This window comes from Paracoccus sp. (in: a-proteobacteria), assembly GCF_030538655.1.
Taxonomy (GTDB): domain Bacteria; phylum Pseudomonadota; class Alphaproteobacteria; order Rhodobacterales; family Rhodobacteraceae; genus Paracoccus.
On sequence record NZ_JAUNTO010000003.1, the window covers coordinates 120,643 to 138,086 of the forward strand.

Sequence of the window (17,444 nt, forward strand, 5' to 3'; positions counted from 1 at the left end):
AACCTCATTGCCGTTCGGGGAAGCGCCACGCCTCGGCGGCACTGGCAATTTCGCGCGCGGCCACTGTCACCGGCCGCGCCAGCGCCAGCAGATCAGCGCGCGGCACTGTCGCAGTCGTCGTTGTCACCGACAACGCCCCCAGCATCCGCCCGCTGCCCGACAGGATCGGCGCGGCGATACAGGCGATGCCTGCCTCGTGCTCCTGGTCATCCAGCGCATAGCCGCGTTCGCGGATACGGGCCAGATCGGCGCGCAACGCGTCGGGCGTGGTCAGTGTATTCGGCGTATGGCGATGAAACGACTGGCGGCTGATCGCATCGGCCAGCCGGTCATCGGGCAGATACGCCAGCATCGCCTTGCCGACGCCGGTGCAATAGGCCGGGCCAACCTTGCCCGACTGCGAAAACATCTCGACCGGCTGCGCGGCATTGCGTTTATCGACATACAGCACCGCGCCGTTATCCAGTTGCGCCAGATGCACCGTCTGGCCCAGTTCGGCAGCCAGACGGTCCAGCACATCGCGCGCGACCGACGCCAGACTGGATTGCGCCCAGGCCGCATGGGCCAGTCGCACCAGCCGGATACCGGGGGCATAGCTTTGCCGGTCTTCGTCAAACATCAGCATATCCTGCCGCACCAGCACTTGCAGGAAACGATACAGCGTCGCCTTGGGCAGTTCCGCCACAGGCAGCAGTTCGGCGAAACGCACGGGCCGGTCAAATGCCGCCACAAGGTCCAGCACGGCCAGCGTTCGCCCCACCGTCCCATCCGATTGCGCCCGCATGTTCACCGTCACCTGCCCCCCGTTTCTGTTGACAGGCTAGGCGATTCGGCGCACAGTTTCAATAATCAAAACAAAGTTTCATTAATTGGAACCAAACGGGAGGAGATACCATGGCTCAACTGAAACACGGGCTGGTGGTGCTGGCGGCCTTGCTGGCCACTGCCGCGCCGGTGGCGGCGCAGCAGCGCACACTGGTCATCAATCACGACGCATCCGACCCCGCCCCCAAGGCCGCCTTTGACGAGCTGATCGCAGCCTTCGAGGCGGAACACCCCGACATCAAGGTGCAGGTGAACCTGTTCGACCACGAGGGCTATAAAACCGCCATCCGCAACTTTCTGACGGCGGATGCACCGGATCTGGCCAACTGGTATGCGGGCAACCGCATGGCCCCCTTTGTCGAAGCCGGGCAGTTTCAGGACGTGTCAGACGTGTGGGAGGAACACGGCCTGAAAGACGCCCTGGCCCCCGCCCTGTCGTCCATGACCATCGACGACAAGCAATGGGGCATCCCCTATACCTATTATCAGTGGGGCATCTACTATAACGCCGATGTCTATGAACAGGTCGGCGTTGACCCGGATTCCATCGAAACATGGGACGATTTCATCGCCGCCTGCGAACAGTTCAAGGCCGCGAACATCGACTGCCTGACCACCGGCACCCGCGCTTTGTGGCCGGCGGCGGGGATCTTTGACTATCTGTCGCTGCGCACCAATGGCTATGACTGGCATATGCAGCTGACCAATGGCGAAATCCCGTGGACGGATGACGCCGTGCGCGCGGTCTTTGCCGAATGGGCCAAGGTCGTGCCCTATACCAGCGCCAATCACGCGGCGGTCGATTGGCAGGACGCGGTGTCAAACATCGTGCAGGGCCGGGCGGCGAATTTCGTCATGGGCAACTTTGCCGTGGCGGCGTTCAAGGATGGCGGGATGACGAATGACAATCTGGGCTTTATGCCCTTCCCGACGATCAACCCCGGCATTCCCCGCGCCGAAGAGGCGCCGACCGACAGCATCCACATCCCTGCGGGCGCGAAGAACGTCGAGGATGCGAAACTGTTCCTGGCCTTCATGGCCCGGCCCGAAGTGCAGACCCAGATGAACAAGACGCTGGGGCAATTGCCGATCAACGTCCATGCCGAGGTGGATGACGACCCCTTCCTGATCAAAGGGTTCGAGCTGTTGTCCACCGCCACCGGCGGCATCGCGCAATTCTTTGACCGCGACGCCCCCGCCGAGATGGCCAAAGCCGGGATGGAGGGCTTTCAGGAATTCATGGTCCGCCCCGAACGTCTGGACACCATCCTTGAACGGTTAGAGCGGATGCGCGCCCGCGTTTACGCCAACTGATCCACATCGGGCGGGCTTTGACGGCCCGCCCCCTTTATCGGATGCGCCATGCCTGTCTTGCCTCACCGCGCCACGCCCCGCCGCCGCCGGATCAGCCGCAGCCTGACGCCTTGGCTGTTTCTGGCACCCGGCATGGCGATGTTTGCGGTCTATGTCGTGATCCCGATCTTTCAGTCGATCTGGATTTCCTTTCACGACTGGAACGGCCTTGGCGACATGCGCTGGATCGGGCTGGCGAATTATCAGGAACTGTGGTGGGACGAGGCGTTCTATACCAGCCTCAAGAACAACCTGCTGTGGCTGGTACTGTATATGCTGGCGGTGCCGGCCGGGCTGGCCATCGCGCTGTTCCTGAACCAGACGGTGCGCGGGATGCGCATCTATAAGTCTCTGTTCTTCTTTCCCTTTGTCATCAGTCAGGTCGTGGTGGGCCTGATGTTCGCATGGTTCTATGCCCCCGGCTTTGGGCTGTTCTACAACCTGATCGAATGGTTCACCGGGCGCGGCATCGCCATTTTGGCGGATGAACGATATGTCACCTATGGCATCATCGCGGCGGGACTGTGGCCGCAGATCGCCTATTGCATGATCCTGTATCTGACCGGGCTGAATGCCGTCGCCACCGACCAGATCGAGGCCGCCCGCCTTGACGGAGCGCGCGGCTGGCGGCTGTTGTGGCATGTGGTGTTGCCGCAATTGCGTCCCGCGACCTTTATTGCCGTGGTGGTGACGGTAATCGGCGCGCTGCGGTCTTTTGATCTTGTCTCGATCATGACCTCGGGCGGGCCGTTCGGGTCGTCGCGGGTGCTGTCTTATTACATGTATGAACAGGCGCTGTCGGAATATGGCTATCGCATGGGTTACGGCGCGGCCATTGCCGTGGTGCTGTTCGGGATCATGATGATCTTTATCTCGGGCTTCATCTGGAAGATGTGGCGCGACGAAAGGGGGCTGTAAGATGTTCCCGCGCCCCATCCAGACCATGACGCCCGCAGCGCAGCGGCTGTATAAGGTCGCGCTGCCGGTGATGCTGATCCTGTGGCTGCTGCCCTTGCTGGGGGTGGCGATGACATCGCTGCGCCCGTCCGGCGATCTGGCGGCAGGGAATTATTTCGGTATGCCCTCGCGGATTGCGTGGGAAAACTATGCCGATGTGTTCCGCAATTCGCCCTTTGCCAGCTATCTGCTGAACAGTTTCAAGGTCACCATCCCCACCGTGATCGGCGCGGTGGCGCTGTCCTGCATGACCGGCTTTGCGCTGGCGGTTTACAAATTCCGCCTGTCGATGCTGGTGTTCTTTATGTTCGTGGCGGGCAATTTCGTGCCGTTTCAGATCCTGATGGTGCCGGTGCGCGACCTGACCGTGACCATGGGTCTGTATAACACCACCACCGGGCTGGCCTTGTTCCACATCGCCTTTCAGACCGGATTCTGCACCCTGTTCATGCGCAACTTCATCAAGGCCCTGCCGCGCGAATTGATCGAGGCCGCGCGGGTCGAGGGTGTGCGCGAATGGCAGATCTTCCTGTTCATCGTGCTGCCCCTGGTGCGCCCGGCCATCGCGGCACTGGCGGTGTTGGTGTTCACCTTTATCTGGAACGATTATTTCTGGGCGATGGTGCTGACCCAAGGGGCGGGCACGCAACCGATCACGGCGGGGCTGAACAGCCTGAACGGGCAATGGATCGCGGCCTGGCATCTGGTATCCGCCGGCTCGATCCTGGCCGCGCTGCCGCCGGTGCTGATGTTCTTTCTGATGCAGCGCCATTTCATCGCCGGTCTGACCTTTGGTGCGGTGAAATGAGATGCTGGCGGGTAGACAGCGGGGCGCAGACGCTGGTTCTGGTATCGGGTGGCGGCATGGCGCGCTGCGCCTATTGGGGACCGCGACTGCCGGAGGACGAGGATCTGGCCGCCCTGACCACCGCCGCCGAGGGCGGAGTCAGCGGCGGGATGCTGGACGCCCTGCCGCCGCTGACGCTGTGTCCCGAGGCGCGGCACAGCTTTCCCGGCCCGCCGGGGTTGGTGGCCTATGATGCCAGCGGGCCGGTTGAACCCGACTGGCGGCTGACCGAGGCACGGCATCAGGGCGATACGCTGCACCTGACCCATCAGGCGGACGGGCTGGCGCTGGAGTTCCGCCTGGCCCCGCGCCCGCACGGGATGATCGTCGTCACCGCCCATCTGCGCAGCGAACACCCCGTCAGCCTGCATTATCTGTCCCTCACCCTGCCGGTGCCCGCGCCGCTGGACCAGATCACCACCTTTTCCGGCCGCTGGCTGCGCGAGTTCCAGCCGGTGACGATGCCCTTGCGCGGCACGCAGATGACCGATGCGCGCACCGGCCGGTCGGGGCACGAACACGTGCCGCATGTGATCCTGTCCGCCCCCGGCACCACCCACACCGATGGCACGGCCCATGCGATCCATTACGCATGGTCCGGCGGACATCGCATGATTGCCGCAGAACTGCCCGACGGGCGGCGGATGATCCAGATCGGCGACACCGCGGGGTCGGAACGCCTGCCCGCCACCGATTTTGCGACCGCCGAAATCTGGCTGATGCGCGGGGATGAGGGGCTGAACAGCATCAATATCGCGATGCAGCGCACCATTCGCGACCGCTTGCCGCCCGCGCGTCAGCCCCGCCCAGTGCATTACAACAGTTGGGAGGCGGTCTATTTCCGCCACGATCCCTTTGAGCTAACCGACATCGCCCGCCGCGCCGCCGCCCTTGGCGCGGAACGTTTCGTGCTGGACGATGGCTGGTTCGGGCGGCGCGATGACGACACGACATCCTTGGGCGATTGGCAGATCAATCCGTCGAAATACCCGCAAGGGTTCGGCCCGCTGATCGAACAGATCCACGCCCTTGGGATGAGCTTTGGCCTGTGGATCGAACCGGAAATGATTTCCGAGGACAGCGACCTGTTCCGCGCGCACCCTGATTGGGTGCTTGGCCCCAAAGATCAGATCAGGGGGCGCAACCAGTTTCATCTGGACATGGCGCGACAGGACGTGCGCGCCCATATCTTTGCCCGGCTCGATGCGCTGTTGACCGACTGGCCGATTGATTACCTGAAATGGGACCACAACCGCCTGCCGCCCTTTCCCGACACGGCGCAGACGCGCGGGGCCTATGCGCTGCTGGACCGGCTGCGCGCCGCCCATCCGGGGGTCGAGATCGAAAGCTGCGCCTCGGGCGGGGGGCGGATCGACGGCGGCATTCTGACGCGCTGTGCACGGGTCTGGCTGTCCGACAGCAATGACGCGGTGGAACGACTGCGCATTCAGCATGACGCGGCCTTTCTGCCCGCCTGCGCGACCGGCAGCCATGTGGGGCCGCGCATCTGCCATTCCTCGGGGCGCATCCTGCCGATGACCCTGCGCGCATGGGTCGCGGCACAGCGGCACATGGGGTTCGAGATGGACCCGCGCGAGCTGACCGAAGATGAGGCCGCCACCCTGCACCGCATCACCGCATGGTGGAAGGCGAACCGGGGCTGGATGATGGCGGGCGACATCTGGCGGCTGGATACCGCGCCCGAGACCGTGGCCGAAATGCAGATCGCCGCCGATGGTGCGCGCTTTATAGTCTTTGCCGCCAGCCTTGCGACCGCCGCGCCGATCCTGCCCACCCCCTTGCGGCTGACCGGGCTGAACCCCGCCGCGCGCTATCGCCTGACCTTGATCGAGCGTCCGTCCGGCCACCCCCGCGCCCGCACGGCGATTTGTGACGCGCCGGTCACGCTGTCGGGTGCCGCGCTGATGGCGCAGGGGGTGGCGTTACCCCCCGCTTTCCCCCAGACCATCGCCGTCATCGAAGGACAGCGCCTATGACAGATCACACGCATCGCATCGACTGGATTGCCGCCGACTGGGGCACGACGAACCTGCGTGTCTGGGCGATGGCGGGGGCACGGATCGTGGACAGCCGCGCATCGGATCAGGGGATGGGCGTGCTGCGCCCCGATGATTTCGCGGCTGTGCTGGCCGATATGACCCAAGGTTGGCCAGCAGTGCCAGTGATCGCCTGCGGCATGCTCGGATCGCGTCAGGGCTGGGTCGAGGCCCCCTATGTTTCCGCCCCCTGCCCCGCCGTTCCCCGGCTGGTGCGGGTGCCGGGCGATCCGGGCGGACGCCCGGTCAGCATCGTCTGCGGCGTGCGGCAGGATACCCCCGCCGATGTGATGCGCGGCGAGGAAACCCAGATCGCCGGGCTTTTGGCGCACAAGCCCGATTTTGACGGCATCGCCTGCCTGCCCGGCACGCATACGAAATGGGTGCGCATTTCCGCCGGGGAAATCTGCAACTTCAAAACCTTCATGACCGGCGAACTGTTCGGCCTGCTGGCCGGACAGTCGGTGCTGCGCCACTCGGTCGGAACGGAAACCGACGGGCCGGGTTTTGATGCAGCGGTATCCGACGCGATGGCGCGGCCTGCGGCGGGCTATGCCGGGCTGTTCCAGATCCGGGCCGAAATGCTGCTGACCGGGCTGGACCCGGCCTTGGCGCGGGCACGGCTGTCGGGCACGCTGATCGGCTGGGAACTGGCCGCCGCCCGCCCGTGGTGGCTGGGCTGCGATGTGATGGTGATCGGCGCAGATGGTCTGTCCGGCCTGTATGCCCGCGCGCTGACGGCGCAGGGCGTGCCGGTCAGCATCCTGCCCGCGCAGGACGCCACGCTGACCGGGCTTTTCACCGCCTTTGCACAAGGAATCCCCGCATGAGCCGCCCCCTGATCGCCATCCTGCGCGGCCTCACCCCGCCCGAGGCCCCCGCCATAGCCGCCGCCCTGATCGGTGCGGGCATCACCCGGATCGAGGTGCCGCTGAACTCCCCCGACCCGCTGGTCAGCATCGCCACGCTGGCGCGCGATTGCGGCAAGGCTGCGCAAATCGGCGCGGGCACGGTGCTGACCCCGGATCAGGCGCGGCAGGTGGCAGAGGTGGGGGGGCGGATGGTGCTGTCACCCAATTGCGACCCGGCAGTCATCGCCGCCACCCGCGCCGCCGGGATGGACAGCTTTCCCGGCGTGATGACCCCGACCGAAGCCTTTACCGCCCTGACCGCTGGCGCAACGGCACTGAAGCTGTTTCCGGGCGAGTTGATTGGCCCCGCCGGGCTGCGCGCAATGCGGGCGGTATTGCCTGCCGGCACGGCGCTGTGGGCGGTTGGCGGCGTGTCGGTGGCCAATATGGCGGACTGGCGGGCGGCGGGGGCGGCGGGCTTTGGCATCGGATCGTCGCTGTATAAGCCGGGCGATGATGCCGCGGTGGTGGCGGCAAGGGCGCGGGCGGTGGTGGCGGCCTGGGATGCGGTCTAGCGGGGCAGCCGCAAGGCCGGGGGGCCACCCCATTCGTCGGGGAAAGGTGCGCCTGACCTTTTCCTGATCCTCCTCATCCCGGAGGATATTTCCAGACCCAAAATGCCGGGGGCCGTTACAGGATCACCTGATGCTCCGCCTGTCCTTGCGCCACGCCGGGGGCCATGAAGGTCTGCCCGGCGGCAGGGTATCTGCTGCGCGCCGCCGCATCCATGCCTTGCAGCGCGGTGGTGCAATACAGCGTATCGCCGCCAAACGCCGGGCACGAGCTATGCGGCGCGTCAAAGCTGATCGTGCGCACCCGTGCACCATCAGGCGTATAGGCCGCCACCCGCGCCGCGCCCCATTCGGCCAGCCACATCAGCCCCTGTGTGTCGATCACGGCACCGTCAGGGTTCAGCCCCTCGGGCGCCAGGTCAAGAAACAGCTCTGGCTGACCCACCGGCCAGCCCTGCGCATCCAGCGCCACCCGCATGACCTGTCGGGTTACGGTGTCGGTGAAATATGCGCTCCGCCCGTCGGGGGGAAAGCAGATGGCGTTGGGGATGGTGATACCGGGAAAAAGGCAGCGCAATTCGCCGCGATACCAGCGATAGATCGCGCCTGCGCCCGGCTGCGCGCTTTTACCCATGGTGCTGATCCAGAACCCGCCCTGCGGATCGGCACGGCCATCGTTGGATCGGGTCACAGGATTGTCGGCTTCGAGATCGGCCAGCGGCGTCGCCGTTCCCGTGCTCAGGTCGAACAGGAACAGGCTGCATTCATCCGCGACCAGCAGAACATCCCGGCTGACCCAGCCCGCCGCCGACACCATCCGGGGAAAGCGCCATTCCTGCGGGTGATCGTCGCGCGACAGCATCCGCTGGCCGGTGATGTCGAACCAGAACAACTGATCCCGCAGCGGGTGCCACAGCGGCCCTTCACCCAGTTCGCAGGGGCGCGGATCAAAGATCATCCCGTCACCACCACACCGCCGTCGATCACCAGCGCCTGCCCGGTCATCGCGCGCGCGGCGCGGGACGCCAGAAACAGGCAGCCACCGACAATATCTTCGGGTTCCAGCGGGTCTTTCAGGCATTGGCGATCCAGATGCGCCGCCAGCCCTTCGGGCGTGACCCACAGATCCTTTTGCTTTTGTGTCAGCACCCAGCCCGGCGCCAGCGCATTGACCCGGATGCGATCCGGCCCGAACTCGCGCGCCAGTGCCCGCGTCAGCCCGTTGATCCCTGAATTGGCGGCCACATACAGCGGATAGCCCGCATTCCCCATCATGTAACTGATCGAAGAGAAATTGATGATCGCCCCGCCACCCGCCGCCCGCATCCCCGGCACCACAGCCTTGGCCGCAAAGACATAGGCTTTGAGGTTGATGGCGATGGACCAGTCGAAAAACGCCTCGTCCACATCCATCAGATTGTGCCGCTTGTCATTGGCGGCATTGTTCACCAGCACCGTCACCGGGCCATGTGCCGCTGCTGCGGCATCAAGCGTCGCCCCAAGCGCAGCCATGTCGGTGATGTCGCAGGGCAGGAACAGCGGGCGGTTGCCTGTCGCCGCCTCCATCGCATCGCAAAACGCCCCCGCATCGCTGCGCTGACAAAAGGCCACCTTGGCCCGCTGCCGCAAAAAGCCCTCGGTCAAGGCGGCACCGATGCCGGACCCGCCGCCGGTGATAAAGACCGAGGCCCCGTTCAGGTCGGGAAAAACAGGCAGATTCTGCAAGGGCTGTCCTTTCGGCTGCACGATGCGGCACGGAACTGTGCCACGCGAACGATCGTTCATCTTTTCAGGCATATGCGCAAGAACATCTGCCGGCACACCGGCAAGCATCAAAGACAGGCCGCCGGTTGCCGGGGCAGATCAACCGCCGCCGATCACCCAGCCTTGGGCCGGAACGCCTTGATCCGCGCCGGGTCGGTCTCAACCCGCGCCGCGCCGATCAGATCGAGGCAATAGGGCACAGCCGCAAAGACTGCGTTCAGGCAGGTGGCGATGGCTGCGGGCTTGCCCGGCAGCAGGATCATCAGGCTGCTGTCGCGGATGCCCGCCGTCTGGCGCGACAGGATCGCCGTCGGCACCTCGGCCAAGGATGCGCGGCGCATTTCCTCGCCAAAGCCGGGCAGTTCCTTTTCCATCACATCGGCCAGCGCCTCGGGCGTTTCGTCGCGCGGGGCCGGGCCGGTGCCGCCGGTGACAAGGATCAAGTCGCTACCCCCCTCGACCAGCGCGCGCAAGGTTTCGGCCACGCCCGCGCGCCCGTCGGGAATGATATGGCGCGCAATCTCCATGGGCGAAGTGATGACCCCGCGCAGCCATTCCTCTGCGCCGGGGCCGCCCTTATCCTCGTATTCGCCGCGCGCGGCGCGGTCGGACACGGTGACGATGGCGATACGGGCGGGGCGGGGGGCGCGGGCGGCGTGTGTCATGGCCGCATCCTGCCGCAACCGCCGCCCGATGAAAAGCCGCTTAACCAGCGAAGCGATAGCGGCGCAGCCAATGCGCATAGGGATCGGGCAGCACGTCTGCCGGATTTTCGACGCCCAACCGGGTGGCGGCCAGATAGGTCCAGTGCGGGTCGGCCAGATGCGCCTTGCCGATCAGCACCTGATCCAGCGTGCCGTCGCTTACACATTGCTGCGCAAAGCCCGGCTCGTCAAAGCCCCACGCCGACGACACCAGCAGCCCGGTTTCCTGACGGATACGTTTCGCATAGGGCGCAAGGAAGCCCGGCGTCGCCCAGGGGATCTGTCCGTCCGCCGTGGTAAAGCCCACGCTGACGCTGAGCAGGTCCAGCCCCTCATCCCGGAACCGGGTGGTCAGGGCGATGGTTTCGGCCATCTGCGCCTCGTCGCGGCCATCGAATTCCAGCACCCCCAGACGCGCGGTCAGCGGCAGGTTTTCCGGCCAGACCTTGCGGACATCGCGCAGGGTTTCGATCAGAAAGCGGGCACGGTTTTCCGGGCTGCCACCGTATTCATCGCCGCGCTGGTTGCTTTTGTCGTTGTAAAAGCTCTGCGCCAGATAGCCGTGGGCGAAATGCAGTTCCAGCCAACGGAACCCGGCATCGCGCGCCCGGATCGCGGCGGCAACGAAATCGGCGCGGACACGGGCGATGTCATCCTGCGTCATCTCGGTCGGCACCTTGCCCAGATGGCCGCCAAAGGCAACGGCCGAGGGCGCGATGGTCTGCCAGCCCTTGGGCGCATCGTTGGGGATATGATCGTCGCCATCCCACGGGCGGTTGGCACTGGCCTTGCGCCCGGCATGGGCGATCTGGATGCCCGGCACCGCGCCATGCGCCGCGATCAGCCGCGCGATGTCAGCCAGCTTTTCGGCCTGTTCGTCGTTCCAAAGGCCAAGGCAGTTCGGCGTGATCCGCCCCTCGGGCGACACCGCCGTCGCCTCGACCACGACAACCCCCGCGCCGCCCTGCCCAAGCGCGCCATAATGCACCCGGTGCCAGTCATTCGCCAGCCCGTCATCGGCCATATACTGACACATCGGCGGCACGGCGATGCGGTTGCGGGCGGTGACGTCCTTGACGGTCAGGGGCTGGAATAAGGAGGACATGAAGAGGTTCCTTTTGTGGCGCGGCAGGTTGCGCCGCCGCTGTCAGGTAATCGCTTTGCGGGCCGGTTCAAGCCGGGCCAGTGGCCTTGCAAACAGCAAACCGGCGGATCTGCTGCAACACACGTAATCACGTAATATCGGCTGCCGCAAACCAGCAAGAACGATCAAGCACGGGGCCGCATGATTATGGGATACCCATGCCGTGAACCGAAGGAGACCCTCATGGCCTTGCTGGACAAGATCATCTGGCAAATCGAAACGAACCTGCCAGACAAGGACATCACGATTGATGTGATCGCGGACAGATGCGCCGTCAGCGGCTTTCATATGTGCCGTGTCTTTCGCCAAAACACGGGGTTTTCGATCATGTCCTATATGCGGGGGCGCCGCCTTTCACTGGCGGCCCGGTCAATTGCCGACAGTGAGAATACGCCGCTGAGCATCGCGTTTGATGCAGGCTATGGCTCTCATCAAGCGTTCACGCGGGCCTTTGCAGGCTATTTTGGCGTGCTGCCCAGCACGGTTCGCAAGGTCCGTTCGGTCCGTTCCCTATCGCTTATGGAGCCTATGGAAATGAAGAAAGAGATGATCGTCAACGTGGCAAAGCCCGAAATACGGGACCGCGCGGCATTTCGTGTCGTGGGGTTGGGCGCAATGTGCAGCTTTGAAGATACCAGCGTGATTCCGCCCCTTTGGTCTGCGTTCAACGCCCGGCACAGGGACGTCAGCAATGCCATTGCCGGCATATGGTATGGTGTGTGCTGCGATGCCGATGATGCTGGTCGGTTCCGCTATGTCGCCGGGCTTGAGGCAGCGGGCCACAGCGACGGAATGGAGCATATTGACATTCCGGCAGGCCGCTATGCGGTGTTCAGCCACAAAGGTCACATCGCCGATCTGCCTAAAACCGTTTACACCATCTGGAACCAAAGCCTGACCGATCTTGGTCTGACCCCGGAAAAGCGGCCCGATTTTGAACGCTATGACAGCAGGTTCGATCCTGAAACCGGGCGCGGCGTCGTTGAAATCTGGATACCCATAGCCTGATATACGGGTGAGGCGATCATCACCGCCCCCAAATGGAAAACGCCCCGCCGGTGTGGCGGGGCGGTTCGATCACTTCACCCGCGCGTTGCGGTTTGCGACCAGTTTCAGCCGCAGCGCGTTCAGGCGGATAAAGCCCGCCGCGTCTTTCTGGTCATAAGCGCCAGCGTCGTCTTCAAAGGTTACGTGCGCTTCGGAATAAAGCGAATGATCCGACCAGCGGCCAACGCAATTCACGCTGCCCTTATACAGTTTCAGCCGCACCGTGCCGGTGACGTGTTCCTGCGATTTGTCGATCAGGGCTTGCAGCATCTCGCGTTCGGGGCTGAACCAGAAGCCGTTATAGATCAGTTCGGCATAGCGCGGCATGATGCTGTCTTTCAGATGGCCCGCGCCGCTGTCCAGCGTGATCTGTTCGATGCCGCGATGCGCTTCAAGCAAGATCGTGCCGCCGGGGGTTTCATAGATGCCGCGCGACTTCATGCCGACGAAGCGGTTTTCCACGAAATCCAGCCGCCCGATGCCGTGACGCCCGCCATATTCGTTCAACCGGGTCAGGATGGTCGCGGGCGACATCGCCTGACCGTTGATCGCCACCGCATCGCCGCGTTCAAAGGTCACTTCGATATATTCGGGCGTGTCGGGCGCGTCCTCGGGGTTCACGGTGCGCTGATAGACGTAATCGGGGGCCTGCTCGGCGGGGTTTTCCAGTGCTTTCCCCTCGGACGAGGTGTGCAGCAGGTTGGCATCGACGCTGAACGGGGCCTCGCCGCGCTTGTCCTTGGCGATGGGGATCTGGTTCTGTTCGGCAAACTCGATCAGCTTGGTGCGCGAGGTCAGATCCCATTCGCGCCAGGGCGCAATGACGCGGATCGCCGGGTCCAGCGCATAGCAGGACAGTTCGAACCGCACCTGATCGTTGCCCTTGCCGGTCGCGCCATGCGCCACGGCATCGGCCCCATGTTCATGCGCGATTTCGACCAGACGTTTGGAAATCAGCGGTCGCGCGATCGAGGTGCCCAGCAGATACAGCCCTTCATACAGGGCATTGGCGCGGAACATGGGGAAGACGAAATCGCGCACGAATTCTTCACGCAGATCGTCGATGTGGATGTTTTCAGGCTTGATCCCCAACAGTTCGGCCTTGGCGCGCGCGGGTTCCAGTTCCTCGCCCTGCCCCAGATCGGCGGTGAAGGTAATGACCTCGCAGCCGTATTCGGTTTGCAACCATTTCAGGATGATCGAGGTGTCAAGGCCCCCGGAATAGGCCAGAACGACTTTTTTCGGCGCGTCAGTCATACGGTTAACCCCTTGTCGAATTTTCGACGGGATAGGACGGAACGGCGATTGCCACAAGTGGGGCGGGGCAATAACAATGCCGCACCATCGCAGCCGGAGACAAAATGAAGGCACTGAGCATCCTGACCCATTCGTGGCGGCAGTTGACCGCCAATCTGGGGCAGGCGGTCCGCATTTCGGTGCTGCCGATGCTGGTGCAACTCCTTTTGCTCGGCTCCCTCATGCTGTCTATGCCAAGGATGCCGCTGGGCGCACTTGAAAATATCCTGCTGCTGCTGACCACGGGCCTGATCTGGCTGATCACCACCGCCGTCATGGGCGTGAACTGGCATCGTTTTGCGCTGCTGAACCAGCCGCAGGGATTTGTTCCACATCTGCCCGCCGGACCCTTGGCCGCGTATATCGTGACCGCCTTGAAGATCGGGCTGCTGGCCTTCGCGGCGGCAGCGCCGCTTGGATACATTCTTGTGGCAATTGCGTCGCTTACGAATGCCATATCGGGCGCAATGGCAGTCGCTGCGCTGATAGGTATCGCAATCGCCCTGCTGATGCTGCGGCTGTCTGTCGCACTGCCCGGCGCTGCGGTTCAGGTGGAAAAGCCATTGACGACGGCATGGACCGCGACACGGGGCATTACTGGCACGCTGCTGGCGCTGGCGTTCTTTCTGTTCGTGCTGCAATTTCTTGGCGAACAGACGCTTCGACTCATAGGCTATCTGCTGCTGAACATATCGCCAGACAGCATCCCGCTGCTGGTGATCGTGGCAGCGGTCGGTGCGTGGATCTTTACGCTTCTGTCGCTGTCGATCTGCACCACGCTTTACGGCCATTATGTCGAAGGGCGTGATCTGCGCTGACCCTTGCCAATCCGCCGCTTTCGCGGCATGGGCGGGGTATGGAACCCTTTGCCCCCTCTGTCCGTCAGGCCGCCGCTGCCATCCGGTCGCTGTTCGACGCCACGCCGCTGCAACGCAATGACTTTCTGTCGGCCCGATACGGTGCCGATATCTGGCTCAAGCGCGAGGATCTGACCCCCGTGCGCAGCTATAAGCTGCGTGGGGCGTTTAACGCGATGCGCAAGCATATGGAGGGGCGTGACGGCGCGGATGCGCATTTCGTCTGTGCCAGCGCGGGCAATCATGCGCAGGGCATGGCCTTTGCTTGCCGTCATTTCGGCGCGCGCGGCACGATCTTTATGCCGGTGACGACGCCGAAACAAAAGATCGACAAGACTCGTGTCTTTGGTGGCGATTGCGTGGAAATCGTGCTGACCGGCGATTATTTCGACCAGACGCTGGCCGCCGCGCAGGATTTCTGCACGCAGCAAGGCGCGCAGTTCCTGCCGCCGTTTGATTCCCCCGATGTGATCGAGGGGCAGGCCACCGTCGCGATGGAGATGCTGGATCAGCTGGGCCGCGCCCCCGATCTGGTGGTGCTGCCGGTCGGCGGCGGCGGGCTGTCGTCGGGGGTGTCGAAATATCTGCGTGAACAGGCCCCGGAAACCCGGCTGGCCTTTGCTGAACCTTTGGGCGGGGCCAGTCTGCAAGGCGCACTGGAAACCGGCCAGCCTGTCACCCTGCCCGCCGTGGATGGCTTTGTCGATGGCGCGGCGGTGGCCCGCATCGGCGCGCTGCCCTTTGCCGAATTGCGGCGCTATTCGCCCTCGGATGTGCATCTGGCACCGGAAAACCGCATCTGTATCACCATGCTGGAAATGCTGAACACCGAAGGCGTGGTGCTGGAACCGGCGGGCGCATTGGCCATCGACGTGTTGCAGGATCTGGACGACATTCGCGGCAAAACTGTTGTCTGCGTCTGTTCCGGCGGCAATTTCGATTTCGAACGTCTGCCCGATGTCAAGGAACGCGCACAGCGGTTCGCCGGGCTGAAACGCTATTTCGTGCTGCGCCTGCCGCAGCGCCCTGGCGCGCTGCGCGATTTCCTGCAATTGCTGGGGCCGGATGACGATATTTCACGGTTCGAATATCTGAAAAAATCCGCCCGCAACTTTGGCTCGATCCTGCTGGGCGTCGAAAGCACCGCGCCGGAAAACCTGACCGCGCTGACAAAGCGGCTGACCGCCGCCGGTTTCGCCTTTCGTGACATCACGCTGGACGACATTCTGTCGGAACTGCTGGTGTAAGGGGGCGGCCTAACCCGCCCGCCGCGCCCCGCTTATGCCCAAGGCCCGCGCGCGTTTGCGCGGGTCGGTATCGAACAGCGCCGCCAGTTGTTCGGTCATCGCGCCGCCAAGCTGTTCGACATCGGTGATCGTCACCGCACGGTCATAGTATCGCGTCACGTCGTGGCCGATGCCAATGGCCAGCAATTCCACCTGTTTGCGCCGTTCGACCATGGCGATCACGTCGCGCAAGTGCTTTTCCAGATAATTGGCCGGGTTCACCGAGAGGGTGCTGTCATCCACCGGCGCGCCGTCGGAAATCACCATCAGAATCTTGCGCGCCTCGGCCCGTTTGACCATCCGCCGATGCGCCCATTCCAGCGCCTCGCCGTCGATATTTTCTTTCAGCAAGCCTTCCTTCATCATCAGCCCAAGGTTCGGACGCACCCGCCGCCACGGCGCATCGGCCCCTTTATAGATGATATGGCGCAGGTCGTTCAGACGGCCCGGTCCGGCGGGGCGGTTCTGCTTCAGCCATTGTTCGCGCGATTGCCCGCCCTTCCACGCGCGGGTGGTAAAGCCAAGGATTTCCACCTTGACGCTGCACCGTTCCAGCGTGCGGGCCAGCACATCGGCGCAGATCGCCGCAATCGAAATCGGCCGCCCACGCATCGAACCAGAGTTGTCGATCAGCAGCGTCACCACCGTGTCGCGAAACTCGGTGTCCTTTTCGATCTTGAACGACAGCGGAGTCGTCGGGTTCGCCACCACCCGCGCCAAGCGTCCCGCGTCCAGAACGCCTTCCTCCTTGTCGAATTCCCAACTGCGGTTCTGCTGCGCCTGAAGGCGGCGCTGCAATTTGTTGGCCAGCCGCGACACCGCCCCGCGCAGGGGTTCCAGCTGCTTGTCCAGATAGGCGCGCAGCCGTTCCAGTTCGGCGGGTTCGGCCAGATCTTCGGCGCGGATTTCTTCGTCAAAGGCTTGGGTGAACACCTTATATTCCGCCGAAGCCTCGCTGACGGGGGGCGGCAGATCAGGCGGCATCTCGGAATCGGGCATTTCCGCCTCATCCGCCATTTCCTCGTCGGATTGATCGTCCAGGGAAACCTGCGCCTGCCGTTCGTCCTGCTGGCGTTCCTGACTGCGTTCGGGGGACGCCTCGGCGTCCTCGCCATCGTCAGGCTCGGCCGATTGTTCCTCGCCGGTGCGGTCCTGCTGTTCGGCGTCGTCCTCGGCCTCGTCCTCGGGCTGATCCGGGTCGTCGCCCAGCTGATCGCCATAGCCCAGATCACTGATGACCTGCCGCGCCAGCCGCGCGAATGCCGCCTGATCAGCCAGGGCCGCAGACAGATCGTCCAGCGTGCCCCCGGCCTGCTGTTCCACAAAGGGCCGCCACAGATCGGCGATATGCTGTGCGCCGGGCGGCAACGCCCGCCCCGTCGCCGCCTGCCGCAAGATCAGCCCCGCCGCCACCGACAGCGGCGCATCGGACGCGGCCTTGATCTGTGCCCAGCCCTTTTTATCCGCCTCGGCCCCGATTTTCGCGTCGATATTCGACAGCGCGCCGGGCATGTCGCGCGCGCCCAACGCCTCGCACCGGGCCGTCTCCATCGCCTCATACAGTTCGCGCGCCATCGGCCCGGCAGGGACATAGCGGGCATGGATCGGCGCATCATGGTGGCGCAGCTTCATCGCCAGCGCATCAGCGGTGCCGCGCGCCAGCAGAACTTCATCGCGCGTCATCCGCCGGCTGACCTGCGGCAAGCGCATGGTGTCGCCCGACACGCCCGCCGGGTCGGCGGTGAAGGTGACATTCAGTTCGTGATCCTCGGCCAAGGCGCGGGTCGCTTCGGTCAGGGCTTTCTTGAACGGATCGGCGGGGTTGTCGGTCTTTTGCATAGGATTGTTGTCTGCCGGAATGGCGGCATTGTCAAAGGGCCGCGC

General features: G+C 64.0%; 16 protein-coding genes. 9 read left to right on the top strand and 7 right to left on the bottom strand.

The features are described from left to right. Positions 1 to 4: 4 nt before the first annotated feature. Positions 5 to 784, bottom strand: a complete 780-nt coding sequence (locus tag Q4G22_RS03530; protein WP_303384568.1) for an IclR family transcriptional regulator — start codon at positions 782 to 784, stop codon at positions 5 to 7. 110 nt (positions 785 to 894) lie between these two features. Here Q4G22_RS03530 and Q4G22_RS03535 point away from each other — a divergent pair, with 110 nt between their 5' ends. From Q4G22_RS03535 to Q4G22_RS03560, 6 genes are read left to right on the top strand one after another with little or no spacing between them, the layout of a single operon-like run. Then, positions 895 to 2,139, top strand: coding sequence for an ABC transporter substrate-binding protein (locus Q4G22_RS03535; protein WP_303384514.1), 1,245 nt, complete (start codon positions 895 to 897; stop codon positions 2,137 to 2,139). 48 nt (positions 2,140 to 2,187) lie between these two features. After that, on the top strand, positions 2,188 to 3,096 hold the full coding sequence (locus Q4G22_RS03540) for a carbohydrate ABC transporter permease (RefSeq protein WP_303384515.1): 909 nt from the start codon (positions 2,188 to 2,190) through the stop codon (positions 3,094 to 3,096). A 1-nt stretch (position 3,097) separates the two neighbouring features. Next, the gene (locus Q4G22_RS03545) at positions 3,098 to 3,943 is read left to right on the top strand and encodes a carbohydrate ABC transporter permease (protein WP_303384516.1); all 846 of its coding nucleotides are present in this window, start codon (positions 3,098 to 3,100) and stop codon (positions 3,941 to 3,943) included. Continuing rightward, positions 3,940 to 5,979, top strand: a complete 2,040-nt coding sequence (locus tag Q4G22_RS03550) for an alpha-galactosidase (RefSeq protein ID WP_303384517.1) — start codon at positions 3,940 to 3,942, stop codon at positions 5,977 to 5,979. Before Q4G22_RS03545 ends, Q4G22_RS03550 begins: the two co-directional genes overlap by 4 nt. Then, entirely contained in the window at positions 5,976 to 6,869 is an 894-nt protein-coding gene (locus Q4G22_RS03555) for a 2-dehydro-3-deoxygalactonokinase (RefSeq protein WP_303384518.1), read from the top strand. The genes Q4G22_RS03550 and Q4G22_RS03555 overlap by 4 nt, the downstream gene beginning before the upstream one ends. Next, on the top strand, positions 6,866 to 7,465 hold the full coding sequence (locus Q4G22_RS03560; RefSeq protein WP_303384519.1) for a 2-dehydro-3-deoxy-6-phosphogalactonate aldolase: 600 nt from the start codon (positions 6,866 to 6,868) through the stop codon (positions 7,463 to 7,465). Before Q4G22_RS03555 ends, Q4G22_RS03560 begins: the two co-directional genes overlap by 4 nt. A 115-nt stretch (positions 7,466 to 7,580) precedes the next feature. Here the strand turns inward: Q4G22_RS03560 and Q4G22_RS03565 are convergent, their stop codons facing one another. The 4 genes from Q4G22_RS03565 to Q4G22_RS03580 all read right to left on the bottom strand — a co-directional run bounded on the left by Q4G22_RS03565 (position 7,581) and on the right by Q4G22_RS03580 (position 11,035). Next, positions 7,581 to 8,420 carry an SMP-30/gluconolactonase/LRE family protein gene (locus Q4G22_RS03565; RefSeq protein ID WP_303384520.1) on the bottom strand — a complete coding sequence of 280 codons (840 nt, stop codon included), beginning with the start codon at positions 8,418 to 8,420 and terminating at the stop codon, positions 7,581 to 7,583. After that, positions 8,417 to 9,187 carry an SDR family NAD(P)-dependent oxidoreductase gene (locus Q4G22_RS03570; RefSeq protein ID WP_303384521.1) on the bottom strand — a complete coding sequence of 257 codons (771 nt, stop codon included), beginning with the start codon at positions 9,185 to 9,187 and terminating at the stop codon, positions 8,417 to 8,419. The genes Q4G22_RS03565 and Q4G22_RS03570 overlap by 4 nt, the downstream gene beginning before the upstream one ends. A gap of 152 nt (positions 9,188 to 9,339) precedes the next feature. Then, positions 9,340 to 9,891, bottom strand: coding sequence for a molybdopterin adenylyltransferase (gene mog / locus Q4G22_RS03575; RefSeq protein ID WP_303384522.1), 552 nt, complete (start codon positions 9,889 to 9,891; stop codon positions 9,340 to 9,342). Positions 9,892 to 9,931: 40 nt separating this feature from the next. Then, positions 9,932 to 11,035 carry an NADH:flavin oxidoreductase/NADH oxidase gene (locus tag Q4G22_RS03580; RefSeq protein ID WP_303384523.1) on the bottom strand — a complete coding sequence of 368 codons (1,104 nt, stop codon included), beginning with the start codon at positions 11,033 to 11,035 and terminating at the stop codon, positions 9,932 to 9,934. A 222-nt stretch (positions 11,036 to 11,257) separates the two neighbouring features. Between Q4G22_RS03580 and Q4G22_RS03585 the strand changes: the two genes are divergently transcribed. Continuing rightward, positions 11,258 to 12,082, top strand: a complete 825-nt coding sequence (locus Q4G22_RS03585; RefSeq protein ID WP_303384524.1) for an AraC family transcriptional regulator — start codon at positions 11,258 to 11,260, stop codon at positions 12,080 to 12,082. A 69-nt stretch (positions 12,083 to 12,151) separates the two neighbouring features. Here the strand turns inward: Q4G22_RS03585 and Q4G22_RS03590 are convergent, their stop codons facing one another. Continuing rightward, on the bottom strand, positions 12,152 to 13,399 hold the full coding sequence (locus tag Q4G22_RS03590) for an argininosuccinate synthase (protein ID WP_368661456.1): 1,248 nt from the start codon (positions 13,397 to 13,399) through the stop codon (positions 12,152 to 12,154). A 158-nt stretch (positions 13,400 to 13,557) separates the two neighbouring features. Between Q4G22_RS03590 and Q4G22_RS03595 the strand changes: the two genes are divergently transcribed. Continuing rightward, positions 13,558 to 14,235, top strand: a complete 678-nt coding sequence (locus Q4G22_RS03595) for a hypothetical protein (protein ID WP_303384526.1) — start codon at positions 13,558 to 13,560, stop codon at positions 14,233 to 14,235. Positions 14,236 to 14,273: 38 nt separating this feature from the next. Then, the gene (ilvA, locus tag Q4G22_RS03600) at positions 14,274 to 15,521 is read left to right on the top strand and encodes a threonine ammonia-lyase IlvA (protein ID WP_303384527.1); all 1,248 of its coding nucleotides are present in this window, start codon (positions 14,274 to 14,276) and stop codon (positions 15,519 to 15,521) included. 9 nt (positions 15,522 to 15,530) lie between these two features. Here the strand turns inward: ilvA and cobT are convergent, their stop codons facing one another. After that, positions 15,531 to 17,399: a cobaltochelatase subunit CobT gene (gene cobT / locus Q4G22_RS03605; RefSeq protein WP_303384528.1), complete on the bottom strand. Its 1,869-nt coding sequence runs from the start codon at positions 17,397 to 17,399 to the stop codon at positions 15,531 to 15,533. Positions 17,400 to 17,444 lie beyond the last annotated feature (45 nt).

Excerpts from the sequence above, each read along its gene's own strand:
- Q4G22_RS03530 (WP_303384568.1), bottom strand. The coding sequence starts at position 784 with ATGCGGGCGCAATCGGATGGGACGGTGGGGCGAACGCTGGCCGTGCTG.
- Q4G22_RS03535 (WP_303384514.1), top strand. The coding sequence starts at position 895 with ATGGCTCAACTGAAACACGGGCTGGTGGTGCTGGCGGCCTTGCTGGCC.
- Q4G22_RS03540 (WP_303384515.1), top strand. The coding sequence starts at position 2,188 with ATGCCTGTCTTGCCTCACCGCGCCACGCCCCGCCGCCGCCGGATCAGC.
- Q4G22_RS03545 (WP_303384516.1), top strand. The coding sequence starts at position 3,098 with ATGTTCCCGCGCCCCATCCAGACCATGACGCCCGCAGCGCAGCGGCTG.
- Q4G22_RS03550 (WP_303384517.1), top strand. The coding sequence starts at position 3,940 with ATGAGATGCTGGCGGGTAGACAGCGGGGCGCAGACGCTGGTTCTGGTA.
- Q4G22_RS03555 (WP_303384518.1), top strand. The coding sequence starts at position 5,976 with ATGACAGATCACACGCATCGCATCGACTGGATTGCCGCCGACTGGGGC.
- Q4G22_RS03560 (WP_303384519.1), top strand. The coding sequence starts at position 6,866 with ATGAGCCGCCCCCTGATCGCCATCCTGCGCGGCCTCACCCCGCCCGAG.
- Q4G22_RS03565 (WP_303384520.1), bottom strand. The coding sequence starts at position 8,420 with ATGATCTTTGATCCGCGCCCCTGCGAACTGGGTGAAGGGCCGCTGTGG.
- mog (WP_303384522.1), bottom strand. The coding sequence starts at position 9,891 with ATGACACACGCCGCCCGCGCCCCCCGCCCCGCCCGTATCGCCATCGTC.
- Q4G22_RS03580 (WP_303384523.1), bottom strand. The coding sequence starts at position 11,035 with ATGTCCTCCTTATTCCAGCCCCTGACCGTCAAGGACGTCACCGCCCGC.
- Q4G22_RS03585 (WP_303384524.1), top strand. The coding sequence starts at position 11,258 with ATGGCCTTGCTGGACAAGATCATCTGGCAAATCGAAACGAACCTGCCA.
- ilvA (WP_303384527.1), top strand. The coding sequence starts at position 14,274 with ATGGAACCCTTTGCCCCCTCTGTCCGTCAGGCCGCCGCTGCCATCCGG.
- cobT (WP_303384528.1), bottom strand. The coding sequence starts at position 17,399 with ATGCAAAAGACCGACAACCCCGCCGATCCGTTCAAGAAAGCCCTGACC.